This is a genomic window from Streptomyces sp. NPDC020681 (genome assembly GCF_044334895.1).
Lineage (GTDB): Bacteria > Actinomycetota > Actinomycetes > Streptomycetales > Streptomycetaceae > Streptomyces.
Window position 1 is genome coordinate 31,131 of sequence record NZ_JBIRTX010000026.1, and the last position, 24,792, is coordinate 55,922.

General features: G+C 69.9%; 17 protein-coding genes and 1 pseudogene. 12 read left to right on the forward strand and 6 right to left on the reverse strand.

Going from position 1 to position 24,792, the window contains the following annotated elements:
- Positions 1-250 precede the first annotated feature (250 nt).
- The 3 genes and pseudogenes from ACH4YL_RS36250 to ACH4YL_RS36260 all read right to left on the reverse strand — a co-directional run bounded on the left by ACH4YL_RS36250 (position 251) and on the right by ACH4YL_RS36260 (position 2,781).
- Positions 251-415, reverse strand: coding sequence for a hypothetical protein (locus ACH4YL_RS36250; RefSeq protein WP_398511784.1), 165 nt, complete (start codon positions 413-415; stop codon positions 251-253).
- Between the two features lie 198 nt (positions 416-613).
- Positions 614-1,327, reverse strand: a pseudogene (gene prpE / locus ACH4YL_RS36255) (propionyl-CoA synthetase); the annotation flags it as partial.
- A gap of 116 nt (positions 1,328-1,443) precedes the next feature.
- Positions 1,444-2,781 (reverse strand): cytochrome P450, encoded by a 1,338-nt coding sequence (locus ACH4YL_RS36260; protein ID WP_398511785.1) that lies wholly within the window; start codon positions 2,779-2,781, stop codon positions 1,444-1,446.
- 823 nt (positions 2,782-3,604) lie between these two features.
- Between ACH4YL_RS36260 and ACH4YL_RS36265 the strand changes: the two genes are divergently transcribed.
- From ACH4YL_RS36265 to ACH4YL_RS36275, 3 genes are all read left to right on the forward strand, one after another.
- Entirely contained in the window at positions 3,605-4,945 is a 1,341-nt protein-coding gene (locus ACH4YL_RS36265; RefSeq protein WP_398511786.1) for a cytochrome P450, read from the forward strand.
- A gap of 584 nt (positions 4,946-5,529) precedes the next feature.
- The gene (locus ACH4YL_RS36270; RefSeq protein ID WP_398511787.1) at positions 5,530-6,786 is read left to right on the forward strand and encodes a cytochrome P450; all 1,257 of its coding nucleotides are present in this window, start codon (positions 5,530-5,532) and stop codon (positions 6,784-6,786) included.
- A gap of 1,013 nt (positions 6,787-7,799) precedes the next feature.
- Entirely contained in the window at positions 7,800-8,636 is an 837-nt protein-coding gene (locus ACH4YL_RS36275) for a hypothetical protein (protein ID WP_398511788.1), read from the forward strand.
- A 93-nt stretch (positions 8,637-8,729) separates the two neighbouring features.
- Here ACH4YL_RS36275 and ACH4YL_RS36280 read toward each other — a convergent pair whose 3' ends face one another.
- Complete coding sequence (locus tag ACH4YL_RS36280) at positions 8,730-11,222, reverse strand: SpoIIE family protein phosphatase (protein WP_398511789.1); 2,493 nt, start codon at positions 11,220-11,222, stop codon at positions 8,730-8,732.
- Positions 11,223-11,420: 198 nt separating this feature from the next.
- Here ACH4YL_RS36280 and ACH4YL_RS36285 point away from each other — a divergent pair, with 198 nt between their 5' ends.
- From ACH4YL_RS36285 to ACH4YL_RS36295, 3 genes are all read left to right on the forward strand, one after another.
- Entirely contained in the window at positions 11,421-11,627 is a 207-nt protein-coding gene (locus tag ACH4YL_RS36285) for a hypothetical protein (RefSeq protein WP_398511790.1), read from the forward strand.
- 242 nt (positions 11,628-11,869) lie between these two features.
- The gene (locus ACH4YL_RS36290; protein WP_398511791.1) at positions 11,870-12,832 is read left to right on the forward strand and encodes a DUF6454 family protein; all 963 of its coding nucleotides are present in this window, start codon (positions 11,870-11,872) and stop codon (positions 12,830-12,832) included.
- A 327-nt stretch (positions 12,833-13,159) separates the two neighbouring features.
- Positions 13,160-13,723 carry a GNAT family N-acetyltransferase gene (locus ACH4YL_RS36295; protein ID WP_398511792.1) on the forward strand — a complete coding sequence of 188 codons (564 nt, stop codon included), beginning with the start codon at positions 13,160-13,162 and terminating at the stop codon, positions 13,721-13,723.
- A gap of 34 nt (positions 13,724-13,757) precedes the next feature.
- Here ACH4YL_RS36295 and ACH4YL_RS36300 read toward each other — a convergent pair whose 3' ends face one another.
- Both ACH4YL_RS36300 and ACH4YL_RS36305 read right to left on the reverse strand, forming a co-directional pair.
- The gene (locus tag ACH4YL_RS36300) at positions 13,758-14,975 is read right to left on the reverse strand and encodes a PucR family transcriptional regulator (protein ID WP_398511793.1); all 1,218 of its coding nucleotides are present in this window, start codon (positions 14,973-14,975) and stop codon (positions 13,758-13,760) included.
- A 29-nt stretch (positions 14,976-15,004) separates the two neighbouring features.
- Positions 15,005-15,169 carry a hypothetical protein gene (locus ACH4YL_RS36305; RefSeq protein ID WP_398511794.1) on the reverse strand — a complete coding sequence of 55 codons (165 nt, stop codon included), beginning with the start codon at positions 15,167-15,169 and terminating at the stop codon, positions 15,005-15,007.
- Between the two features lie 165 nt (positions 15,170-15,334).
- On the opposite strand from ACH4YL_RS36305, the gene ACH4YL_RS36310 reads away from it, so the two are divergent.
- The 6 genes from ACH4YL_RS36310 (at position 15,335) to ACH4YL_RS36335 (ending at position 24,788) form a co-directional block, all read left to right on the forward strand.
- Positions 15,335-16,285: a DUF3068 domain-containing protein gene (locus ACH4YL_RS36310; RefSeq protein WP_398511795.1), complete on the forward strand. Its 951-nt coding sequence runs from the start codon at positions 15,335-15,337 to the stop codon at positions 16,283-16,285.
- 199 nt (positions 16,286-16,484) lie between these two features.
- The gene (locus tag ACH4YL_RS36315) at positions 16,485-17,639 is read left to right on the forward strand and encodes a glycosyltransferase family 4 protein (RefSeq protein ID WP_398511796.1); all 1,155 of its coding nucleotides are present in this window, start codon (positions 16,485-16,487) and stop codon (positions 17,637-17,639) included.
- Positions 17,640-17,646: 7 nt separating this feature from the next.
- Positions 17,647-18,417: a class I SAM-dependent methyltransferase gene (locus tag ACH4YL_RS36320; RefSeq protein ID WP_398511797.1), complete on the forward strand. Its 771-nt coding sequence runs from the start codon at positions 17,647-17,649 to the stop codon at positions 18,415-18,417.
- Positions 18,410-22,723: an alpha-(1->3)-arabinofuranosyltransferase family protein gene (locus tag ACH4YL_RS36325; protein WP_398511798.1), complete on the forward strand. Its 4,314-nt coding sequence runs from the start codon at positions 18,410-18,412 to the stop codon at positions 22,721-22,723. Before ACH4YL_RS36320 ends, ACH4YL_RS36325 begins: the two co-directional genes overlap by 8 nt.
- Positions 22,720-24,072, forward strand: coding sequence for a condensation protein (locus tag ACH4YL_RS36330; protein ID WP_398511799.1), 1,353 nt, complete (start codon positions 22,720-22,722; stop codon positions 24,070-24,072). The genes ACH4YL_RS36325 and ACH4YL_RS36330 overlap by 4 nt, the downstream gene beginning before the upstream one ends.
- Positions 24,069-24,788, forward strand: a complete 720-nt coding sequence (locus ACH4YL_RS36335) for a class I SAM-dependent methyltransferase (protein WP_398511800.1) — start codon at positions 24,069-24,071, stop codon at positions 24,786-24,788. The genes ACH4YL_RS36330 and ACH4YL_RS36335 overlap by 4 nt, the downstream gene beginning before the upstream one ends.
- Positions 24,789-24,792 lie beyond the last annotated feature (4 nt).

Here is a 24,792-nt window from a genome sequence, read left to right on the forward strand (position 1 = left end):
GACGTCCCCCACACTAGGGGGCGGCAGAACTGCGGCCGCTCCCCCGCCCCCGCCCTCAGCCCCCCGCACGGAGAACCACCACCCCGACCGCGGCGCGCCGACGCCTGCCCCACCTGACATCTGACAGTTCACCCTGCCCCGGCAGCCCGATGGTCACGCGTCGCCCATCTGGCCGACCACCCATCGGACAGTCCCTGGGAGTGCCCGGGACGGCTGGTGGCAGTAGTTCGAAGGGTCGGGGGTCAGGGGTTCAGGATTCATACGCGAGCTGCCGGCCGCATGCAGCGCCCACTTGGCTGGCGAGGTGTTGGTCGTCCAGTCCGCCCACCTCGGCGGCCCATCCACTCCCGTCGGTCAGCAGGTTGTGCTGAGTCAGCCACAGGAGTTCGGCTTGCACCCCGCTCGCGAGCTTCATCAGTACGTCGTGGGCGGGGCTGCTGAGAGATCCATGGCATGGTTGCGGCCGTCGTTTTCCACAGCGCCGCACCGGCCGCACAAGTTCTCCCGCTCCGGATGGGTCAACCACTGGTCCCACGGCCACAGCACGCTGCCCACGGCAGACCAGGACCCGGACTACCCAGGCAATCCTGCGACCGCCTGAGCACTCACCGCCTCACTCGCTCTCGGGTCGCAGCACCGGCCGCAAGGCGTCCAGCACGGAGGCATCCTCGATGGTCGACGGCACCGGCTCATCGCGGCCCTCGGCCATGGAACGCATGGACTTCCGCAGGATCTTCCCCGACCGGGTCTTGGGCAGACCGGCGACGATGTCGACCTCCTTGAACGAGGCGACCGGGCCGATCTCGGACCTGACCGCCGCGACGAGTTCGCCGCGCAGTTGCGCCGGGTCGGTGTCGACGCCGGCTTTGAGTACGACGAGGCCGCGCGGCACCTGGCCCTTGAGCCGGTCCTCCACCCCGATCACGGCGCACTCGGCGACGGCCGGGTGGGCGGCCAGGACGGCTTCCATGGAACCGGTGGACAGTCGGTGTCCCGCGACGTTGATCACGTCGTCCATGCGCCCCATGACGAACACATAGCCGTCGTCGTCGACGTATCCTCCGTCGCCACTGAGGTAGTAGCCGTCGAAGCGGGACAGGTAGGAATCCACATAGCGCCGGTCGTCGCCCCACAGGGTCGGCAGCGTTCCAGGCGGCAGCGGCAGCTTGATGCAGATGGCACCCTCGACGCCACGGGGCACTTCCACGCCCGTCTCGTCGAGAATGCGGACGTCGTAGCCCGGGACGGGAACCGTCGGAGAGCCCGGCTTGATCGGCATCGGTTCCAGACCACGGAGGTTCGCGGCAACCGGCCAACCGGTCTCGGTCGCTCCGGTGGCCTGCAGTTCGGCCGGATCTGGTGTCGAGGTGGCTTGAGCAGACGCACCTGCGGCCGGTCCCAACACTCGCAGTGCTCGGGACCGGCCGGACCTACCTGTGCTCTTCAGTGCTTGCGGCGCGGCTGCACGATCATCGGCATACGCGTCGGATGAGCCATAGCAGCTGTTGCCTCGGTGGGCGGCTTGGAGCCCGGCACGGGCCGCAGCTCCCAGCGCGGCAGGAGCGTGGCGAGAGTGATGGTCGCCTCCAGCCACGCGAACTTGTCGCCGATGCACTTCCGGTTGCCTGCCCCGAACGGGACCACGTGGACCCGCGGGCGCTGGGCCACCTGCTCGGGCAGCCAACGGTCCGGGTCGAAGCGGTCCGGGTCCGGGTAGAGCTCCGGATTGCGGTGTAGGGCGTACAGACTGAACAGGAGCTCGGTGTCGGCCGGCAGCTCGTATCCGCCGATAGTGACCGGTTCGGTCGTCGTGCGCATCAGGGTGACCACTCCATGGAGCCGGATCACCTCGTCCAGGACTCGGGTGATGCTGGGCAGCTTGGGAACGTCCGCGAAATTCACGGCCCGGTCCCCGATGACGGCGTCGATCTCTTCCAGCAACTCGCGTTCGACATCGGGGTGCTCGGCCAGATGGTGCAATGCCCAAGAGAGGGTCGAGGCGACCGTCTCGGTGCCGGCGAACAGCATCGTCGTCAGCTCGTCCCTCACCTCTTCGTCCGTAAGGCCCGCCCCTGACTCGTCACGGGCAGACAGGAGCAAGGACAGCAGATCGGTGCCGCTGTCGAGGTCGGATGCACGAGTCTTGGCGATGACGTCATCAATGACCAGCCGCATCCGCGCCGCAGAGCGGTTGAACCTCTTCCAGATCGGCCAGTTGACCGTGAACTGCGGGGCGAGAGCGCGGAGCAGCATGCTCTGCAGGATGATCGGCAGATCCTCGCGGACCGACTCGACGGCCGGGCGTCCGATGTCGGCAGAGAACAGCGTGGCAGCCAGGGTCTCGATGGCGTGGGCGCCCATCACTTTGTCCACGTCGATCTGCTGTCCTGCGCTCCATGAACCCGCGAGCTTCTCCGCCCGCTTCCTCATGATCTCCGCGTACCCCGCCAGCCGTTCCTTGTAGAACATGGGCTGGATCAGACGTCGGTTGCGGATGTGCTGCGGGCCGTCGGAGCTGGCCAGGCCGTTACCGACGACAGGGCGCATCTGTTTGAAGAGTCGGCCCTTCTGGGACGCCTTGCCATACGTCACCGTGACCGCGTTGACGGTGTCAGGGCTGGTAACAACCACGATCGGCATGGTGCCGATGCTGAGCCGCACTACGGGCCCCTCGGCATGCAGGGATCTGAGGACTGCCAGCGGCCCACGAAGCAGCAGCCGCGGAATGTGGCCGAGTCCGAGAACGGCCCCCTTCGCTCGGGGTATGGCTGTCAACGACACGAGACTTCCTTTCGCGGGACGATCACGCGCGCGGTAGTCGACTCGCGATCCGGCGTGTGTCTGACGTGCGGTGGTGCTGGGTTCAGAAGGGCAACCGGAACGATCTACTAAGCACCACCGTAGAAGGGTCCGGGTTGCGCCGCCAGGGCACGCAGCGAGGCTGGTTGCCGGCCATCCGGCGGCGGTTCCGCCTCCCAGTGCCCATCTGGCGTTCCATGGCGGCAGGATCGCGATCGTTGAGTGGCGCTACCTTCGCTTGCGGCCGGGAGGCTGGCCCCCAGGCACGGGCGGGCAGCCTCTGTTGGCGGTACGAGCGTGTCGCGAATGCAGCAAGTCGCTCGCGGGGGAAAGCCTTCTCAGTCGTCATCATCACCGAGGCCCACCAGGGCTACCAGAAGACCTCGTCTCAGCAAGACAGCTTCACCTTCCGTGAACGCCAGCCGAAACTTGCGAGTCCGTACGACCAGCGCTCCCCGTTCGAGCTCGCGGCCGCTGATCAGACAGGCTGAGCAGGCGTCAGCTCGCAGCCTTCAGCTGCTCCGCCCGCTGGCTCAACGGCTCCGGGAGCGAGCAACGTCGTCGCATGCAGGGCTTGTTGACGCTCCATCGGCGGGCTACGGATATGCTGCCCCCGGCTCCCGATCTTGCCCACGCAAGTATCGGAGCTCGCGGCCTGTTCCGCGGTCAGCGCAAACGATCATGAGCGCCCCGGTAGGCCCTTCGTGACTGGGGTCGCTCCCCCAATCCCGGAGGCGTCGTGTCCCCCCAACCGCCCATATCCGCCGCAGGCCCCGTGCCGCCGCCCGGCTGCCCAGCACACGGCATGAGCACAGGACTTCAGCGACTGCCTGAATCCGACAACCCGGCCAAGCTGTACGAGGAGCTGCGCGAGCAGTACGGGCCCGTGGCACCCGTACTGCTGCACGGGGACCTCCCGGCCTGGCTCGTGCTCGGATACCGGGAGAACCTGGAAGCCATGCGCACTCAAAGCCTCTTCTCCCGCGACTCGCGTCTCTGGAACGCCTTCCAGGAGGGCCGGGTGCCTGCGGACTCGCCTCTTATGCCCATGGTGGCCTGGCAGCCGCTGTGTGTATTCGCTGATGGCGACGAGCATGCCCGGCTGCGCGGCGCGGTCGTCGATGGACTGTCGCAGTTCAACCGGCATGGCATTCGGCGATACGTCACCCACTACACCCACGAGCTCATCCAGGGATTCGCGGCATCAGGCAGGGCCGACCTGGTCCGCGACTACGCCGAGCGTCTTCCCATGCTGGTCGTCAGCCGACTGCTCGGCATGGCCCCGGGCGAGGGCCCTGCCCTGGTCGAGCCCACGCTCGATCTGATCAGAGGCAGCGAGACGGCAGCAGCGAGCAACCAGCGCGTGACCGAAGTCCTCACGGACCTGGTCCAGCGCAAGAAGGCGAAGCCGGGCACCAGCGACCTCACATCGCGGCTCATCGCTCACGAATCCAATCTCAGCGATACGGAGATCGTGGAGCACCTGCGCCTGGTGCTCGTCGCCGCCCACCAGAACACGGTCAACCTCATCGCCCACACCCTCCGGATGCTTTTGACCGATCGCCGCTTCCGCGGAAGCCTCTCCGGCGGCCGGATGACCCTGCCGGACGCGCTGGAACAGGTGATGTGGGACAACCCGCCCATCGGCGCCATCCCTGGCCGGTGGGCCACGGGCGACACGGTGCTCGGTGGACAGCAGATCAAGGCGGGCGACATGCTCGTCCTCTGCATCGCCGCAGCCAACGTCGACCCCGAGCAACGTCCGGACCTGAGCCTCCCGATGCACGGCAACCGCTCACACCTCGCCCTGAGTAGCGGACCGCACGAATGCCCCGGTGGCGACATCGGTCGCGCCATCGCTGACACAGGTATCGACGTGCTGATGGACCTCCTGCCGGACATGGAGCTGGCCGTGCACGAGGGCGAGCTGGGGACGACAACGGACTGGATGGCCCGCCGCCCCTCTGCTCTGCCGGTGACCTTCAAGCCGAAACGGTTCAAGGATGGCGGTGGTAGGGCAGAAAGTACGGGTGCCCAACCGCTTCCCGAAGCAGCGGTGTCAACGCCATCGCAGGAGCCGTCTTCTGCGCCCGCTGTGGCGAAGCCCGGCCCTTGGTGGAGGTCTCTGTTCCGCCGGCGACCGTGACGCGATCTCCGTTTCGTCCCCTCGAGACCTTGTAGAAAGCCATGGCTCTCTACATCGCGATCGCCGTCTTCGCCGGCGTTTTGCCGCCGCAGGGTTGAAGTGGAAGTCGTTTAGCGAGAAGGTCATCGCGCCACTGATCCCGCTGCCCCTGACCGGCCCTCAGCGGCCGCCTCGAGGCTCGCGCTCGCGATCGTGCTCCGCCGGCGTGGCACACCTCGGAAGTACTGACCGCAGTGATCGCTCTGCCCAGGCCGTTCCCGTAAGGGGCGGCCTGGGTTGCCTCGGCCGGCTGCGCTCGGGCTGGACTTCAGCTTCCCCCGTGGGATGCAAGGTCATCGGCGCGCGAGTTGGGCGGTACAAGACGGGTCCCACATCGTGCAGATTGGTAGTTGCCGCTGGATCGCATCACCGGGACTGCGTCCCACATTCGCTCAGCTGCATTCCGACGAACTGATGGAGCACGCGCTCCGGATCGGGCCACCACCGCGCGGAAGTCGTTTGGCTGGATGCCTATTTGGCAGACTAATAGGCGTGGCTCGCGAGTCACACGCTGATCGAGCTGCCCCTTACACGTTGGAGTGTCCGTGCTGAGCCAGTGCCCGCACTTCGTTCTCGACCCGAAAGCCGACCCGACCGAGGAAGCGCGAAAGCTTCACGCCCTGGGCTCTCTGGTCCCTGTTGAGCTACCGGGTGGTGTCACGGCCTGGACGGCCACGGATCACGCCACCGCCCAGGAAGTCCTCGGCCACCCCGCCCTGACCAAAGACCCCGAACACTGGCCCGCACTGAGGAACGGACAGATACCCGACGACTGGGAGCTGATCGCCCTCGTACGGGGAGCTGCCATGCTTCACGCCGGCGGCGACGATCACCGTCGGCTGAGAACACTTGTGAGTTCCGCCTTCAACCGGGCGCCCGTCGAAGCCCTCCGCCCCCGCGTAGCCGAGATCGCCGGCGAGCTGCTGGACGATGTCGCTTCCGCAGACCGGGGCGAGCCTGTCGACCTGCGCGAGCTGTTCGCCTGGCCGCTTCCCGTTCGTGTCATCTGCGAGGTCCTCGGGGTTCCTGACTCTGTGGTTTCCGAGCTGCGCGCCCACTTCGACCGCTTGGTGATACCGGATGCGACCTCGGATGGGGCCGATATCCGAGTAGCCGTGGCGGCCATCTACCGCTCCCTGACGACGCTGATCGAGATCAAGCGCGCGGATCCGGAACCACAGAACGACCTCACGACCGAGCTGATTCGGTCACGCGACGACGGCGACAGGCTCAACGATCAGGAGCTGGTCGAAACGCTGTTCCTGATCCTCATCTCGGGACACGAGACCGCAATCAATTCGATCACCAACACGGTGCGTGCGCTGCTGCAGAACCCAAAGATGCTCGCCGCAGTCATCGACGGCGGTGAGAACGCCCCCACGTGGGCCGACGCGGTCGAAGAGGGGCTCCGCCGCTGGGCTCCAGTCCGGCACGCCATCCTGAGGTACGCAACCGAGGACATCGTCATCGCGGGAGTCCGGATCGCCAAGGGCGATCCCGTCGCCGCCAGCCTGTTCGCCGCCGGTCTGGACAAGAGCCGACACGAGAACCCCGAGGAATTCGACGTCAACCGCCCCACGCGCCGCGACCACCTCGCTTTCGCCTACGGCGCTCATTTCTGCCTCGGCCAACGCCTGGCCAAGCTCGAAACCGAGGTCGCGCTGAGCACCCTGTTCACCCGCTACCCCGGCCTCACGCTGGCTCGCGACCCCGAACGTTTGACATCCATCTCCCTCCAGGGCTTTGGCACGTTGCCGGTCCACCTCGGCCCCGAACACGCCGCCCGCCCGACCATCCGGTGATCGTGAAGCCACGACCGCAGCGATCACCACATTGACTGATGGCCACCACCCGGGGCACACGCCTCCTGGGCGGTGGCTGGCCCGGCATCGACATCGCCGACCGCCCCTTCTCCGACAACGGGCGGGTGAGTACGGGCTAGATCGCGACCCCGACATAGTCCGGCACCCTGTCGCCGGCAGTGCAGTTGGCCGGAGCGACGCTTCTGCAGTCAGGTCCCGCTCCGCTCCGGGTTGACGGTTTCCGGTCACTTCTCTATCCAGGTGGCTGAATCTGATGCCATGCTCGGGGCGGCCGGTTGGTCGCCCGAAGGGGCAGGCCGGAGCCACGCCGTCCCTCCCGACCCTCCCCACGGGAGGGCCGACGCCTGCCGCCGCTCGGCGAGTAAGCGCCGCCGGCCATTCGCTGCTCCGTCCTGCTCACGCGATCGCAACGGGGCGGCACCGGGATCCTTCTGCCGCAGGGGCGCGGCAGCACGCAGCGCAGCGTTCACTGTCCTGCCGGACCAAGGAAGGGTGAAGGCTGCGGTCGGCGCCTGGTCAGTGGCCGAGTCAATCACCTCTCGATAGGAGGCCGCGGCTGCCTCAATGTTCCCCCGCGTTTGCAACTCGTGGGCGCGGTTGTACGCAATGCGAACCCGCTTATCGAACTGGCCTCCGTCAGTGGCTTGGTTGCACACATGCTCGCACCCGCAATGTCACCCTGCTGAGCGAGCATGATCTCAAGCTTGAGCGCAGCCTGCTGTGCCCAGATCTCGTCGGACAACGGATGATCGAAGTCGATGGCCAGCCGGTAAGAACGGCGCGCGCCTTCCACATTTCCCCTGCATCTCAAGCGAGCGCAGTTACGCCCGGCACATGCGTGGCTCGGAGGATCTGTGCAGGAGCGTCACACCGGCTGCACACAGCCTTTCGAATGCCTGGTTAGCGTGGCTGGCCGTTGGATCTCGCATGCGAACGTGACCAGGCCGTGGCCCAGGCGGGCCGACGGCGCAGTCAACCCAGGAAGACCGCAGATGGATTACTGCTCCTCGTGTCGTCGGCACCTCAACGGCGCCCTGGTGTGTCCCGGGTGCGGCGCCTACGCCCCGGACATCGCTCCGTCCTCCGCCCACGGCCACACCGGCGCGGCCCGGGGCACCGCCTCGGCGATGGCCGGCGACGCACCTGGCACAACGTATGGCGGAGAGTCCGCGGTCTCGGACAGGTGGCACGACGACCCCCTCCATGACGAGGCAGAGCTCGAGGCCGGCACCAACGCGGCCTCGCCGTACGGCACGTCCGCACGGCAGGGGCGGGCGGCACGCCGTCGCCAGTTGGCCCGTTGGAAGAAGAACCAGCGACGGGCCGTGATCGCGACCGCCGTCGCACTCGTCGGAGGCGGCCTGACCATCGCCACGATGGACGGGCACTCCACCGACCGGGCGCAGGCGGCCACAGCTCCGGACGACAAGAGCATGAGCACCGAGGAAAAGCAGGCGCCTGAGCTCACCCGTCCGGAGTCGACACCGCCCACCACTCGCCGGCCGTCACACACCACTCCCGAGGCGCAGTCGCCGGCCACCAGCACCCCGCCGCGGCAGTCCCTCGAGGCCCCGCCCCGCACGGCGCCGCCGACCGCCCGGCCGGACGCCGCCGCGCCTCCCGGTCCGGCTGCGACGTCGGCCCCGCAGCCGCAGAGCACCGCCCCGTCCGCCGGCGATACGGCCCCCGACCGCACCGGTACGGAGAAGGAGCAGCCGTCGGCGCCCGCAACCGGCGGCGGCACGGACTCGGGCTCGTCCCAGGCCGGCCCCGCACCGGGAGCCACGTCGCCGACGGAGATCTGCCTGCTCGTGCTGTGCATCGGCTGACCGTGTCGGCACCCGACCGTGCCCGGCTCGACGAGCAGGACATGCGGGCCAGGTGACCGGGGCGGTGATCCCGCAGCACCGCCGGGGGCCGGGTCACGGTGTGTACTGGGTGAGGAGCAGCGCGATGTCGTCGCGGCGGTTTTGGGAGCGGCGGGCGTCGCGCAACAGGATGTCGGCGAGGTCGTCCAGTGAGTCGGCGGCGGCGTGGGCCAGTTGGGTGCGCAGCCGGTCGATGCCGACGCTGATGTCGGCGTCGCGGGACTCGATCAGTCCGTCGGTGTAGAGGGCGAGGAGTGTGCCGGGCGGCAAACTCAGCTCGGTTTGGGGGTAGTCGGCGGTGCGCTCGACGCCCAGGAGCGGGCCGCCCGGCAGGTCCAGGACCGTGGTGTCGCCGTCGGGCCAGTGCACAAGGGGCGGGCAGTGGCCCGCGCTGACCATCTTCGCGGTGGCCGACGCGGGGTCGAGCAGGACGTAGCAGCAACTGGCGAGCTGGCCGGGGCCGAGGTCGATGAGCAGCCGGTTGGTGCCGGCGATCACCTCGCTGGGCTGATGTCCGGCGGTGGCGAAGGCCCGTACCGCGCTGCGCAGTTGGCCCATGGTGGCTGCGGCGGCGACGTTGTGGCCCTCGACGTCGCCGATGACCAGGGCGATGCCGTGGTCGGTTCGGATGGCGTCGTACCAGTCGCCACCGATGTCCATCCAGCTGGTGGCAGGCAGATAGCGGCCGGTGACCTGGATGCCGGGCAGGGTAGGCAGCCGGTTGGGCAGCAGCGCGTTCTGCAGGCCGTGGGCGAGGGCGGACTTGGCGTCGTAGAGCCGCGCCCGCTCCAGCGCCTGGGCGATCAGGCCGCTCAGCGCGGTCAGCAGGCTGCGTTCCTCGCTGGGGAAGGGGTGAGGCTGGTCGAAGCCGATCACGCTGGCGCCCACCGGGCGGCTGGAGGCGATCAGCGGCAGGAACACGAACGCGCTGGAATCGGAGCGGAGCTCGGGGTAGGCGCGCGCGAACTCTTCTGGTGTCTCGATGAACAGCGGGGCTCCGGAGGCCAGCGCCCCGGTGACGGGCCCCCAGGCGTTCTGTAGCGGCGTGCCCTCGAATCGATCCAGGAAGCTCTCGTGGTAGCCGCGCTGGGCCAGCAGATGCATGTGCCCCTCGCGCACGATGTAGATCGCCACCCGGTCGCCGCCGAAAGCGGGCAGCAGTTGGTCGGCGACCACGCTGCACACCTCACGCGCCGTGACCGCCTCGGTCAGCGCGCTGCTCATCTCCAGGACCCGATACAACGCGCCCAGGTTGGTGGGCGCGGGCCGCACAGCAGCCGGGACGGGCGCGTCCGCAACCGGGACCGCCGCTGTGGGCTCGGCCGTCGCCGGGATCGCGTCGTCGGTGGGCGTCACCCATCCGGTCAGGCCTTGCGTGTCCGGGCGCAGGTGCACCACCAGCCACTGGCCGGGATCAGCGCCCGGGGCGAGGAAGGAGACCGGCTGCTGGGAGACCTGGGCGGCCCTGAACCGGTCCTGGTAGCCGGGATCGGCCAGGTGCGGCAGCACCTCCCAGGGGCGCCGGCCCACCAGATCGCCCCGCCGCAGGTGGGCCAGCCGCACCAGACGGTGGTTGGCGTAGGTGATGCGCCCGTCCCGGTCCAGCGCGAAGAAACCGTCCGAGAGCCGTTCCAGCGCTGCGACCGCGGCCATCCCGGTTCCGAGGTCGAAGACCCCGCCCACCAGATGCGACCGTACGCCCGCCTCGGCGCCGGTGTCGGGCACCCGGCCCCACAGCTCGACGGTGCGGTGCCCGCCGTCCCGCTCTTGGATGCGCAGGCAGCGGCCCAGGACCCGGCCCTCGGCGACCGCCGTCCTGGCCGCGGCCCGGAACCCGGGCCGGTCCGCGGGGTGCAGCTGGGCCGCCAGCGTGTCCGCCCGTCCGTCGTACTCCTCCGGGGCCAGGCCGAAGATCTGGCACACCGCGGCATCGGCGTCGAGCGCGCCGGTGCGGACGTTCCAGTCGAACAGGCCCACCTGCACCGCCGAGTCGGCCGGAATCGCCACCTCCAGCGGTCCGCCGTCTGCCTCGGCGCCCGCGCCATGCGTCTGCAGCTGCAGCTGCAGCTGCGCAAGCGACGCGCCGAGGCGACCGGCGGTGGTGCGCAGGTGCCGTCGCTGCGCCTTGGACAGCCCCGGCCAGCCGGGCCGGGCCGCCCACACCACGGCCATCGCTCCGAGAGGCTCCCGCCCCGCCATCACCGGTACGGAGGCCGAGCCGAAGGGGTAGGGCAGAGCCACCGCAAGCTGGGGAAAGCGCCGCATGGTCTCCTCGGCGTCGGCCAGATGGACCGTCCGCCCCAGGCGGTATGCCTCCGCGACCGGAATCGCACTGCTCACCGGGATCCGCCGCCAGCCACCCAGCAGCGAGGGCGGCATGCCCGCCGCTGCTGCGAGCACCAGCGTGCTCTGGTTGCGCGAGGCCAGGAACACGCTCCCGGCATGCGCCCCGGTCACCTCGACGGCCCTGAGGACGGCATGCACCAGAGCATCGTCACGCTCCGCCACCACTTCGGCACTCGTCGCACCGAAGTGGTGCGCACCCAACCCCCCACCGCTGGACGACATGCCGACCCCGATCACTGCACAGGTGGCGCGGAACGCACATCTGAGGCGTTGATCCAAGTCTCGTACCAAATGGCGCCGTTCTCCAGCGGTGGCGCGTGATCAACTTGCCGGGCCGGGCCGGGTGCGAGCCGGTACCAGGCCCGCGACGATCATGTCGGGCACCAGGAGGCGAGCGGCATGATCACCCACACCTCGTCCGCGGGCCGGAGACCGCTGATCCCCGCCCGCGGTTCCGCGCCCTTGGCGGGAGTAGCCCTCGGCGTCTACGACGGGTATCTGGACGCTGACCACGACGCCTCCGCGGGCCGTGCCAACGTGCTGGGTTTGATCACAGCCTTCGCAACCACCCTGCTCGGATACCTCTCCCTCTGGCGGGTGTCCTGACTCGGTCGAGACCCGCGACGGCTTCCTCCAGCACCGCTTCCAACCAACGCGGTCAGGGCGGGGTTCGCGGAAGGCCCCGAGTAGTCAGCACCCGCATGCCGGATCTCGCCGCCCGCCCGGCGCCTTCGACCGGATATTCGGTCTCAGGCCACCGACCTGGTGGGTTTTCGTCACGGCTGGTCTGCCGGCCGGCCGTAGACATACGGAGGACGAAGTTCCCAGATCCACCTGGAGGCCCTCCGATGAGATCCACCAACAAGGTCCGCGGCGCAGTCCTGGCCGGAGCCGTACTGGCAGCAACAGCGGTGGCAGTGACCACCACCCCAGCCGCAGGTACGGCCCAGCACCCCCAGAACGCACCGCTGGTCGAAGCGGTCTCCCAGCTGAACCGATCGACGCAGTGGAACCTGGCCGAGCGGATCAAGCTGAACTTCCCGACCCATCACCCGCAGGGCTTCGCCCGCGTCGGGGACCGTCTCTTCCTGTCCAGCGTGGAGATCATCGAGGCGCCGGTGAAATACCCGCAGCCGGTCGACGGGTACGACCGGACGCCGGGCAAGGGCCGCGGGCATGTCTTCGTGCTCGACCTGAAGGGCCACTTGCTGAAGGACATCGTCCTCGGAGAAGGAGACAACTACCACCCCGGCGGCATCGACGCCGATGGGACGTCGCTGTGGGTTCCGGTCGCGGAGTACCGGCCGTACAGCCACTCGATCGTCTACCGGATCGACCTGGCCACCCTCGAGGTGCATGAAGAGTTCCGGGTCTCTGACCACGTCGGCGGAATCGTGCCCGATCCCAGGACCGGCGAGCTGCACGGAGTGACCTGGGGATCCCGGGAGTTCTACACCTGGAACGGCAAGGGCAGGCAACTGACCCACACGTCCAACTCCAGCCACTTCGTGGACTACCAGGACTGCGCATACGCCGAGCGCGAGCAGATGCTGTGCACCGGCATCACCAACTACAAGACCGCAACCGGCACCAACTTCGAGTTGGGGGGCATCACCTTGCTCGATCTCCAGTCGCAGACCATCCAGCACGAGGTGCCGGTTCAGCTGTGGTCGGCCGCCGGCCATGTCGCCACGCGCAACCCTGTCCACCTGGAGGCCGACGGCGGCAAGCTGCGGATGTGGGCTGCTCCGGACGACGGCGAAGAGGTGTCCGGCACCGAGATCCTCATCTACGAGGCCAAGGTCGGCTGATACGGACCGATCTTGAGTTCCACGGCAGCGCCCGATCCGCCGTCGACGACGTGGTCGGCGGCGGATCGGGCGACACCGTGTCGCTGCGGTGGGCGCTCATCCGCATGCGCACGGGTAACGCGGCGGTGCCGTTCGAGGCGCGAGTGAAAGTAACCCGGTACTGGGATCGCGGTGGTTCGCTCGGATCGCTGGCCGTGTAAATGGCTCGGCACGACGGTGATGGCCTGCGGCTCCGGGCGATGGGCGGCATGGTGCCGAGAAGGGCGATATCCGCGCAGGTGAAAGTGGTTTGCCGACGTGGATGTCGCGTGGGTAGCGTCGCCGTCCGTGACCCCGACTCTGCGCACCGAGCGGCTGCTCCTGGAGCCGTACATCCCCGAGGACGAAGAGGGCTTCATCGCTCTGTTCCAGGACACCAGGGTGTCGCAGTGGATGGGTGACGGCCCTGCTTCCGAAGCAGCGGACCGAGCCCTGTTCGGGCGCATCTTCACGAAGGTCTATGCCCAGGGCCTGTTCGATGTCTGGGCCGTTCGTCGGGACGGACTCCTGGTCGGGCATGCCGAGATCAAGCCGAACGACATCGTCGGAGGCCACGAGATCGTCTACGCTCTGGCGCCGGCGGCATGGGGATCCGGTCTGGGGACCGAGCTGGCGGAGGCGATCGTCGCCCACGGCTTCGACGCCCTCGGACTGACCACGGTGCACGCCACCGTAGCCGCACCGAACCAAGCCTCACTGGCCCTGCTGGACAGAATCGGTTTCGAGCATGTCCGGGACATCAAAGAGGAAGACGGCAGCACCACACGCGTGTTGGCCCGCCGTCTGACTGCGACCGACAAAGGCCCCAACCCGATACGGTCCCGATACAGGCGAGTAAACCGCGGCCTCTGAAACCCTCCTGGGTCAGCCGGCTGATCGATGTTCGTCAACCGGCCTCCCGGGCCGCCCCCGCATCCCGCAGGCGCCGGGCCCGTAACACCAGCTCCAGCTTGAAGCGCCGGTCCGGATCGTCCACCTCGTCGCCCAGCAGTTCGCGGATCTGCCGTAACCGGTAGCGCACGGTCTGCGGATGGACGCCGAGCCGCGCCGCGACCTCGGGAGCGCCGCCACGGGCCTCCAGCCAGGCCAGCAGCGTTTCGACGAGCCGTCTGCTGTGCGCGGGGGCACACCGGTCCAGCGGCGCCAGGCACCGACGGGCAAGGTCCTCGATCAGCTCCTCAGGCGGCAGCAGCACCAGCTCCTCGGTGTGCTCGGTGCACTGCAGAACCTGGCCGGCCGGGAGCAGCCCGCGTTCCATCAGGCGCACCGCGGCGAAGGCCCAGTGCAGCGACTTGGCGGCCTCGGCGAGCGGAACCGGCGGTCCCATCGCGCCGGACCAGCCTGTCATCGCGCGCTCCAGGAGTTCCGGCCGGCCGGCCGCGTCCGGCTCGGGGACGACCATGCGCGGCTGCTCGTACTCCATGTCCAGCAGTACGTCCCGGCCCACGGCCGGGGCGACCGACTCCGGCGCCGGTCGCATCAGCACGGCGACGGCGACCTGTTCGGGCAGCGGCCAGCCGATGCGCTCTGCATGCTCGGCGAGGGCTTCGGTGGGATCCGTACGATGCTCGCTGAGCATCAGGCTGATCAACTGCCGCTGCAGTCGTAGCCGTTCGCCCGCCTGGCGGGTCGCGGCTTCGACATAGCCGCGTACGGACTGGGCGACGAGCCCGTCGAGATACTCGAAGCCGGACTCCACCAGCTCGTACATGGCCGGTGGCGGGATCTCGACCTGCTGACCGATCTCGGCGAGGCGACGCCATGCGAGCCGCACGCCGAGCCGGTAGATCGCCTGGAGCGAGTCGAGGCTGCGGCCCTGCAGCACTTCGCCGCGGCCGAACTCCTGGAAGACCTCCAGCTGACGCCCGTCCGGCCGGTCCTCCTTCACCACGAGGTGGCCGACGAAGTCCTCCAGCGCTCCGCGGATCCCGATCAGGGCCATGGGCTCGCCCGAATCGTCGACGACGAGCGGCAGGCCGGGGAACTCCTTGCGGATCTCCTCCAGAATGCTCTGCGCGAGTGCGGGCACCTCCGCCATGGCCAGGGATGCGAATCTTCTCGCCCGCAGGCGGGGTACGTCCCGCCAGGCCGTGCGCACGGGCATGAGTGTCCTCCCCTCTCGCTGCTGGTCGGCTATGGCTGCGGGGACGCTGTCGGCCGGCCCGTCTCGAAGGAGACGAGGGGCACGTTCGGCTGCTCAGGTGTGGCGTCCAGTGCGGCAACAATGCCGAAAGCGGTCCCCACGGCGAGGACGGCGGCGGCCGTGGTGGTCAGCACGGCAGCGGTCAGTTTGTGCATGGTCAGCGAGCCTTTCGGTCGGAAGGCACCCCGCCCCCACGGCTCCGGCTCGGCGACTGCCCAGTCTGTGAGGGGCATTGACACTCCGTCAAGAGGGCGCCTACGGTCCCGGCCCGTACAGACGCGCACCGTCCTGAATCCACCCTCGGCCCGGGAGTGCCCCCCATGCGTCGTACCGCTTCGCCGTTGTCGCTGGTCCTGTTGGGTGTCGGCGTGTTTCTGCTCGTGCTGGCTCCGATGCTTGCCTGGTACGTGGAGCCGCGTGCCGAACGCACCCCGACCGATGTCGATGTCACCACGGTGTTCACCGGCACCGGCCAGTATTTCGACACCACGAACCTCAGAGCCGTCCAGTCGAAACCGATCACCATCACCCGGCGGGTGCTGGGGGATGTCGCCGCGAGCGAGCGCAGCGGCCGGGCGGTGTGGGACGTGTCCACCGCCATCGACACCCCCGACACGCTGGCCTTCCGCGACCCGCGCAGGTCCTACCAGTGGACGCTGGAGCGCTGGGTGACCGACCGCCGGACCAACGCTCCGGTGCACTGCTGCGGCGAGACGCCGAAGTACCAGGGGGAGGCCTATCTCAAGTTCCCCTTCGACGTACAAAAACGCGGCTACCTCTGGTGGGACAACACGCTCGGAGCCACCGTCCGGCTCGAGTTCAACGGCACCAAGAAGGTTGCGGGCTACGAGGGTTACCGGTTCACCGGAACCGTGAAGGACACCCGGACCGGCACCCGCCAGGTGCCGGGGCGGCTGGTCGGCCTGCCGAAGCAGAGCCAGGTGCATGCCGAGGAGTGGTACGCCAACCAAGGCATCGAACTCGTCGTCGACCGGCGGACCGGCCGCATCATGAACGCGAAGATCGCGCCCCGCAAGACCTTGCGCGCACCCGGTGCCGACGAGGCGAAAGTGGTCCTGCTGGACAGCGCGGGGCTGGAGTTCACCCCGCAGACCCAGCGCGCTCAGGTCGCGCTGGCGAAGTCGGACAGCGGCAAACTCCGGGCGCTGGGAAGTACCGTGCCGATCGGGGCGGGGGCGGCCGGGCTGGTGCTGGCGGCCGTGGGTTGCGTACTCGTCTTACGCGGCAGGGAACACCCGAATCCCCAATAATGCGCACAATTTGATGGTGCGTCAGCTCCAGAGCGAGCCAAATTTGTCACCAGCGTGAGTAGCGGCATCGAACAGCCGGGCGGACACTACCAACCCACCCCGCCACAGACCGCTCCCCCCACCAACAACCCCCCACAGACCGCTCGCGCCACCAACGACCCCCCCACCGTCCCGCATCCCGAGGCGAGTTGGAGCTCACATGCCCCAGCACGTACCCCCCACCTTGCGCGCGCCACTCCCCCACAACCCTCCGCAGTACCCGCAGAGCGACCCGCCCGCCGACCCCCCACATCCCCGCCGGATCGTCTTCCTCGCCCGCCGCGACCTCGGCAACCCGGCCGCAGGCGGCTCCGAACTGCTCGTCGACCGGATCGCCGACGGCCTCACCACTCACGGCCACCAGGTCACGCTCCTGTGCGGCGGTCCCGCTGCCCTGCGCGACTACCGCGTGGTCTCCGCCGGCGGCGACGCCGGGCACTTCCTGCGGGCCCGCCGCGCCTTCGATCGGCATGCCGGTGACTGCGACCTGCTCGTCGAGGTGTGCAACGGCATGCCGTACCTCGCACCGCTCTGGCACCGCGGACCGACTCTCTGCCTGGTCAACCACGTCCACACCGACATCTGGCGCGAGCGTTTCCCGGGCCCCGCCGCACGCCTGGGCAGAAAGCTCGAGCACTGGGCACTGACCCGCGCCCACAGCGGCAGCCTGCTGGTCGCCGTCTCCCCGTCGACGGTCGACGCACTCCAGGACCTCGGCATCCCGCGCGAGCGGATCCGCCTCGTCCACAACGGTGTCGAGGAGCCCGGCCCGCTCGCGCCCACATCGCCGGACCCGCTGTTCCTCGCCGTGGGACGCCTCGTCGAGTACAAACGCATCGAGCTGCTGCTGCGTCTGTGGGAGAGAGTCAGACCAGTCACCGGAGGCCGGCTCGTCATCGTCGGTGACGGGCCGGAACGTTCCCGGCTGGAGGCTCTCGCCGGACCCGGTGTGACCTTCACCGGCCGGGTCTCGGAGGCCGAGAAGCACCGACTGCTCTGTGCCGCCTGGGTGTTGCTGCACCCCTCGCTCGTCGAGGGCTGGGGGCTTGTGGTGACCGAGGCGGCCGCCCGGTCCACGCCCGCCATCGGCTTCGACATCCCCGGCCTCAGGGACTCCATCGACGACGGCGTCACCGGCTTGCTCGCCCGCGGCGAGAGCTCGTTCGCCGCGGCCTGGTGCACGCTGGCGCTCAGCCCCGAGCGGCGAGAGGCGCTCGGCCGGGCGGCCGGGCAGCGGGCCGCGGACTTCCGCTGGGGCGCCACGGTCCGGCAGTTCCGGGCGGCGGCCGCGGAGGCCGCCATGCAGCGGAAGTGATGCGGCTGTGAAGGATCCCTCCATACGCAGGTCCCTCACGCTCTTCCGGGCGTTCATGGCCGAGCAGACCGACCCGGACCGGTGTTACACCCTGCTCGCCCAGGACGCAGCCGACCAGCTGGAGCGGCAGATGCCCCTGCACGGCCGACTGGTGGTGGATGTGGGCGGCGGACGCGGCCACTTCACCGAGGAGTTCCGGCGGCGCGGTGCGCAGAGCCATCTCTTCGAGCCCGATCTGCGGGAACTGGGCGCGCGGGGCACCATCCCCGCCGGCTCAGTGCTCGCCGACGGCTATCTACTGCCCCTGGCCGACGGCGTCGCCGACATCTGCTTCTCCTCCAACGTGCTGGAACACGTCGCCGACCCGCAGACCTTCCTCAGCGAACTGATCCGCGTCACCCGGCCAGGCGGGCTGATCTACGTCTCGTTCACCAACTGGCTCTCCCCCTGGGGCGGCCACGAATGGGCGCCCTGGCACTACCTGGGCGCGGAGCGTGCCCGCGCCCGCTATCTGCGGCGGACCGGACGCCCGGCCAAGCACGCCCTCGGCGAGAACCTGTTCACCATCCACATCGGTCCGACCCTGCGACACGTACGCGCTCGCGACGACGTGTCCCTCGTGACGGCCCGCTCGCGCTACTGGCCGTTCCTCGCGCAGGCCGTCACCCGCGTCCCGGGCCTGCGCGAGATCGCCACCTGGAACCTCCTCCTCATCCTCCGTCGCCGAACAGAAACGGCAGCAGCGATGACCGGCCCACTGCGAGCCACCCGTGGCTGAGACGACGTTGCACCTCCCCCCGGGCAGGCCCGACCGTCCCCGACCCACCGCACCGCCGCCACCGCCGCCGACCGCCGGGCCGCGCCGCAAGTCGTGGCTGCTGGCCTTCTGGGCAGCGGTCTTCGTCGCCTTCCTCTCCGTGTCACCGGGCAGGATGACGTTTGAGACCAAGCTCGGAGTGGTCGCCGACCCGTGGAAGTTCATCGGCGACCTCGGGGGGCTGTGGCAGAGCCGCGCCGGATTCGGCGGGCTCTCCAACCAGTACGCCGGATACGCCTTCCCGACCCTCCCGTACTACGCACTCACCGACCTCGCGCACATCCCGGTGTGGCTGGCCGAGCGGCTGTGGCTCTCGCTGATCGTGGCCACTGCGTTCTGGGGAGCGCTGCGGCTGGCCGAGCGCTTCGACGTCGGCAGCGCACGGACCCGGCTGCTCGGCGCTGCCTGCTACGCGCTGTGGCCCACCTTCACCATCGTCGTCGGCTCCACATCGGCGGCCGCGCTCCCCGGCGCGCTGCTGCCGTGGGTGCTGCTGCCGCTCACCGGCACCAGCACCCCGCGGGTGGCCGCGGCCACGTCCGCCCTGCTCATCCCCTTCATGGGCGGAGTCAACGCGGCATCGACGCTGGCCTCGCTGATGCCTGTGGGGCTGTATCTGCTCAGCCGCCCGGCCGGTCCGCGCAAACGCGCCCTGATCGCCTGGTGGGTGCCCGGTGTCGTACTCGCCACCGCCTGGTGGGTGGTTCCCCTGCTGCTGCTCGGCGCGTACGGCGAGGACTTCATGCCGTACGTCGAACAGGCCGACACCACCACCGGCACGATGTCGGCGACCGAACTGCTGCGCGGCGCCGGCAACTGGGTCGCCTACCTCCACTTCGGCGAAGCCTGGCTGCCCGCCGGCTGGACCGTGGCGACCGCGACGGTCACCATCCTCGGCTCGGCGTTCGCCGCCGCGCTGGGGCTGGCGGGCCTGGCGCGCCGCGATCTGCCCGAGCGCCGCTGGCTGCTGCTCACCGTGCTGGCCGTCGTCCTGATCGCCCTGGCCGGATACGCCGGTTCCTTCGGCGCGCCCTTCCACGAGCCAGTCCGGGACTGGCTGAACGGGCCGCTGCGGCCCTTCAGGAGCATCTACAAGTTCCAGCCCGGGCTCGCTCTCGCGCTCGCCTTCGGCCTGATGCATCTGGTGGCGCAGGCGAGCGAGATCCGCGGGGCACGGCCGTTCCCCGCCCGGCGTTACGCGCCCCTCGTCGCCGCGCTGCTGGTACTGCCCGGTCTGGCCTGGCCGTATGTGAACGGGTCGATTTTGCAGCCCGGCGCCTTCAAGAAGCTGCCCAGTCAGTGGACGCAGGCCGCCGACTGGCTGGAGAAGAACTCGCCCGACAGCCGTGCCCTCGTCGTCCCCGCCACCTCCCACGGCCTCTACACCTGGGGCTCCCCGATCGACGAGCCTCTCGACGTGCTCGCCGACTCCCGGTGGGCGCAACGCGACTTCGTGCCCTTCGGGACGCCGGGCTCGCGGCGTGCGATGGACGCGGTGGAACAGGCGCTCATGAGCGGCAGCGAAGTGCCGGGCCTGCGCGACTACTTGTCACGCGCCGGCCTCTACTTCGTCGTCGTACGCAACGACCTCGACCCGGACCAGATCGGCTACGTCCCGCCGATCACCGTGAAGCGCACCCTGGAGGCTTCGGGGTACAAGCGAGTCACCGGCTTCGACCCGGTGCTCACCGGCGGCCGGATCCCCAGCGGCACACCGCTGCAGGTCCAGGGCATCTTCCCGCGCATGCAGGCCGTCGAGATCTACGAGCCGACCGGCAACACCCGGCGACCGGGCGAGGTCGGCCTGCAGCCGGTCGCCGACACCGCCGTGGTCAGCGGCGGCCCCGAAGCCCTGCTGCAACTGTCCGCCGATCCGCGCCTGCGCGAGCGGCCCACCGTGCTCACCGGGGACAACCACCCGGGGCTCGGCACGCCGGCGGCCCAGTACGTCGCGGACGGGCTGCGCCGCGCCGACACCCGCTTCGGACTGGTCAACAGCAACACGTCGTACACGTACACCGAGGACGAACGGAACCCTTCCGGGAACGTGCAGGACCCGGGCGAGCAACCGCGGCAGATCCTGCCGACGAAGGGCACCGGGCACCAGACGACGGCCGTCCTGCGCGGCGCCGCTTCGGTGACCACGTCCAGCAGCGGCAACTGGCTGTTCCACCTGCCGCAGTACGACCCGGTCAACGCCTTCGACGGCAACCCTCAGACCGCCTGGGCCGAGGGCAGTGCCGGGAACGCCGCAGGCCAGTGGCTGCGTATCGGCTTCTCCTCGCCCACCGACATACCGGCCTCGCTGCAGCTCACTCCGCTGCCCGGTGACGGAATGCGGGCCGCTCCCACGCTCGTACGGGTCGAGACCGATCAGGGCTTCGAGGACAGCCCGCTGGCACCGAACGGAAACCCGCAGCCGGTCAAGGCACCCACGGGTGGGGCGAAATGGCTGAAGATCACCGTCCTGGCGGCCCAGTCCCCCAAGGCCGGACTGGGCGGCGCGGGCTTCAGCGAGGTCGCTGTCCCCGGTGTCCAGGTGACCCGCCTGCTACGGCTTCCCACCGACGCGCACGGCAACGAGGCCCGCGCCGAGGTCTTCTCGCTGCATCGCGGGAGCGACCCGGGCGGACTCTCGCCGATCTCGGCCGAGGAGGGCCTGCACCGCCGGTTCAGCGCCGGCCAGGGCGGAGACTTCACGGTCACGGCGAAGGCTCTGCCGGTGCCGGGCGAGGCACTGGACCGGCTCATCACCAGCGCCGATCCGCGGCAGGGGCGGCGGATCACGGCGACCGCCGACTCGACCAGCCGCCTCGGGAACGGCCTCAGCCCGCGCAATCTCGTCGACGAGGATCTGACCACCGCATGGATCGCCGGCGACCGGCCGGTCATCCATCTGCGCTGGACCGGCCGCAGGACCGTCGACGAGATCGTCCTCGCGGCCGCGGGCGGCCTCTCCACCCGGCCCGAGCAGGTGCTGATCAGCACCCCGAACGGCGCCGCGACGGCCGCCGTCGACGAGAACGGCCTGGCCCGTTTCGAGCCGATCACCACGGACCGGCTCGACATCATCATCAGCAGGGCCGCGCCTCTGACAGTCCACAATCCCGTTGCCGACGACCGGATGCAGTTGCCGGTCGGCCTCAGCGAGGTCTACGTTCCGGCACTCGCCGACCTGCGCACACCGCCGCCGGACCCGCAGTTGAGGTTCTCCGTGCCGTGCGGCGAGGGTCCGCCCGTCGCCGTCGACGGCACGCTGCACGCGACGAGCGCGTCGGGAACGGTGCGTGATCTGACCGAGCGCCGGCCCGTCGACGTCACGCTCTGCCGCGTGGCGGGCGGCGCTCTTCCGCTGGGCACCGGGCTGCACCAGGTGGAGGCGGGCGACGAAGGTCCCCTCGCACTCACCGACATCACACTGACCCGAGGCGAGATCCAGCCACCTGCCGTGAACCAGCAGCGGGAGGCGACCGCAGCCGACTGGCTCGGCGACCGGCGGTCCGTGACCGTCGGCACGGGCGAGGCCTCCTATCTCCAGATGTACGAGAACGCCAACGACGGCTGGAAAGCCACCCTCAACGGCAAGAAGCTGATCCCGTTGCGGATCGACGGCTGGCAGCAGGCCTGGCTGATCCCCGCGGGCGAGGGCGGCACGGTCAAGCTCGAGTACGAGCCCCTGGTCCTCTACGGCATCGGGATGATCGGCGGCGCGGTGGCGCTGGCACTGCTGGCGGGTCTGGCACTCGTACGCCGCCGGGGCGGCGCACCGGCCTCGGCGGCCATGACCCCGCCGCCGCCCGGATGGGTTCTGGGCTGCGTCGCGCTGACTCTTGTGGTCGCGGTCGTGGCGGGTCCGTTCGCGCTGATCGTCCCCGCGCTGGCGGTGGTTGCCCATCTGCGGCATTCGCTGCTGGTGCCGATCGCACTGGCGGCGATGGCCTGCGCCGGGATCGTGGCCGCGACGGGTGCGGGCGATCCGGCCTCCGTCGGACGGGGCGCGTTCGGCCCGGCCGCCCAACTCCTGGCGCTCATCGCACTGTGCGCGGCTCTGGTCACCGTGGGCCCACGGGCACGGGGCGGCACACCGGCCTCTGCGGCACCGGACCCGCAGACCACGACCTCCGCGGCACCGGACCCGCACACCACGACCCAGCAGGTGCGGGCGACAAACGGCCCTGCCGGAGGCCCCGTTCCGGGCCCCGCTGCGTACCGCCCTGATCCGCCGGGCTTCGCACCGCCCACCACACCGGAGGCCCCGCCGAGATGACCGCCCTGCAACCCGCCCGGCCCGGGCCGACCGGGCCCGAGCCGGGCCGGATTCCGTTTCCGGTCGTCGACGAGATCTCCCGGCACTGTCTCCGTGAGGAGGAACCCGAGACCGTACACATAGAGGTGCATCTGCCGCGCCGGCCGGAACCGGAGCGGCTTCGGGCGGCTTTCGGCGAGGCGCTGCTCCGCCACCCGCGGATTCTGGTGCGCCAAGCACCCGGTCGCTGGTACCGGCGGCGCTACGAATGGGAGTTGACCGGCAGCCCGGATGTGGATCCGGTCTCCTTCCCGGAGCCGGCGCCCGGTGCGCTGGAGCGGGCCAGGGCCAGAGCGCTGGCCGAGGCTCCGCCGCTGTCCCTTTCCCCGCCCGTCCGGCTGGAGGTGGTGAGGCCGTCGTCGACGGGCAGCTCGTGTGTGCTGGTGCTGACGCTCAACCACACCGCCCTGGACGGGCCCGCCTGCCTGCGCGTACTGGCCACGGCCGCCGAGTTGTACAGCGGCGCCGCGCACTCGCCCACCTCACCGGTACGTGATCCCGTCGGCGCGTCGGTACGGCCGGTGCCACCGCCTCGCGCCCAGCACGGCGGGCCGGGGCGGCCCGCCCGGGTGGCACCCGCGACCGTCGCCGGGACAACAGGCGGAAACGGGCTGCTGCTGGCCGATCTTCCCGTGCCGCGCCGACCGGCCGGGGTGGGCTACACCGTCAACGATCAACTCCTCGTCGCCACCTGCCTGATGATCGCCCGCTGGAACCGCCTGCACGACGCCCCGTCCCGTCCGATGCGCATCACCATGCCCATCGACGACCGCCCCCGCGGCGCCGAGATGCCCATCGGAAACGGCACCCGCCTCGTGGAGGTCGGATTCGGGCCACGAGAGTACGCGCGAGAACCCGACGCCGAAGCTCTCGCCGCCCTGCTGCACCGCACCGCCGAGCGCACCCGCGCCCTCAAGTCGGCACCCCGCCCTCAACTCGGCCACGCCGCCGCCCTCCTCACCGCACCCGCCCTGCCCGTCGGGATGCGGGCCGCCCTGACCCGAGGACTTCGGCGCGCCGCCGCTCCCTGGACCTCGACGACGCTGCTGAGCAACATCGGGCGCCTTCCCTACCCGCTGGACTTCGCGGAGGCGGGCCGGGCGGAGGCCGTCTGGTTCTCGGCGCCCGCCTCGATGCCGCGCGGACTGACCGTGACCACCGCCAGCACACAGGGACGGCTGCATCTGGCGCTTCGCTGGTCGCGCGCTCTCCTCGACGACGCGGCGGGCCAGCGGCTGTGCGACTTCTTCACGGAGTATCTGGAGGCCATGACGGCCCTGCCGACCGTTTCAGGAGGTGACGGGCCATGACAGGAACAATCCCCGCGGGACTGCGCGAGTTCTACGAGAACCCGGCCGTCCCCGTCGCCTCCGGAGACGAGCGCAGCCGCCGCCAGGCAGTGATGCTGGCCCGGGTGCTGCCCTCCGAGCCCTGCCTCGTCGTCGACGTCGGCTGCGGTGACGGCTCCGCCGCGGCCACCGCCGGTCCCCTTCTCGGCGATCACCGGATCGTAGGCATCGACTGGTCCCAGGACGCGCTGCGCCGTGCCGCGACCCGGATGAACCATGTCGTACGGGGTGAACTGACGTCGGGCGGCCTGCCGTTGGCCGACGCGACCGCGGACGCCGTGCTCTTCAGCGAGGTGATCGAGCATCTGGTGGATCCCGACAGCGCCATGGACGAGCTGCGCCGCATCCTCAAACCGGGCGGCCATCTGATGCTCTCCACCCCGAACCTGGCCGCCTGGTACAACCGGGTGCTCCTGGCCGCCGGAGTGCAGCCCGTGTTCTCGGAGGTCAGCCTGCGCGGCATTCACGGCCGCCCGGGATCCCAAGTCGTGGGCCATCTTCGCCTGTTCACCAGCCGGGCACTGCGGAGCTTCCTCACCGCGGCGGGCTTCGAGGTGGTGACCCTGGCCGGCGCGCCCTTCCACGGCGTCCCCCGGTCCCTGCGCCTGGTGGACCGGGCCGCCTGTGCCGTGCCGTCCCAGGCCTCCATCCTTCTGGTGCACGCCAGGCGGGTGTAGCGCC

Excerpts from the sequence above, each read along its gene's own strand:
- ACH4YL_RS36305 (WP_398511794.1), bottom strand. The coding sequence starts at position 15,169 with ATGCACAAACTGACCGCTGCCGTGCTGACCACCACGGCCGCCGCCGTC.
- ACH4YL_RS36300 (WP_398511793.1), bottom strand. The coding sequence starts at position 14,975 with ATGCCCGTGCGCACGGCCTGGCGGGACGTACCCCGCCTGCGGGCGAGA.
- ACH4YL_RS36315 (WP_398511796.1), top strand. The coding sequence starts at position 16,485 with ATGCCCCAGCACGTACCCCCCACCTTGCGCGCGCCACTCCCCCACAAC.
- ACH4YL_RS36310 (WP_398511795.1), top strand. The coding sequence starts at position 15,335 with ATGCGTCGTACCGCTTCGCCGTTGTCGCTGGTCCTGTTGGGTGTCGGC.
- ACH4YL_RS36250 (WP_398511784.1), bottom strand. The coding sequence starts at position 415 with ATGAAGCTCGCGAGCGGGGTGCAAGCCGAACTCCTGTGGCTGACTCAG.
- ACH4YL_RS36285 (WP_398511790.1), top strand. The coding sequence starts at position 11,421 with ATGATCACCCACACCTCGTCCGCGGGCCGGAGACCGCTGATCCCCGCC.
- ACH4YL_RS36335 (WP_398511800.1), top strand. The coding sequence starts at position 24,069 with ATGACAGGAACAATCCCCGCGGGACTGCGCGAGTTCTACGAGAACCCG.
- ACH4YL_RS36265 (WP_398511786.1), top strand. The coding sequence starts at position 3,605 with ATGAGCACAGGACTTCAGCGACTGCCTGAATCCGACAACCCGGCCAAG.
- ACH4YL_RS36275 (WP_398511788.1), top strand. The coding sequence starts at position 7,800 with ATGGATTACTGCTCCTCGTGTCGTCGGCACCTCAACGGCGCCCTGGTG.
- ACH4YL_RS36330 (WP_398511799.1), top strand. The coding sequence starts at position 22,720 with ATGACCGCCCTGCAACCCGCCCGGCCCGGGCCGACCGGGCCCGAGCCG.
- ACH4YL_RS36290 (WP_398511791.1), top strand. The coding sequence starts at position 11,870 with ATGAGATCCACCAACAAGGTCCGCGGCGCAGTCCTGGCCGGAGCCGTA.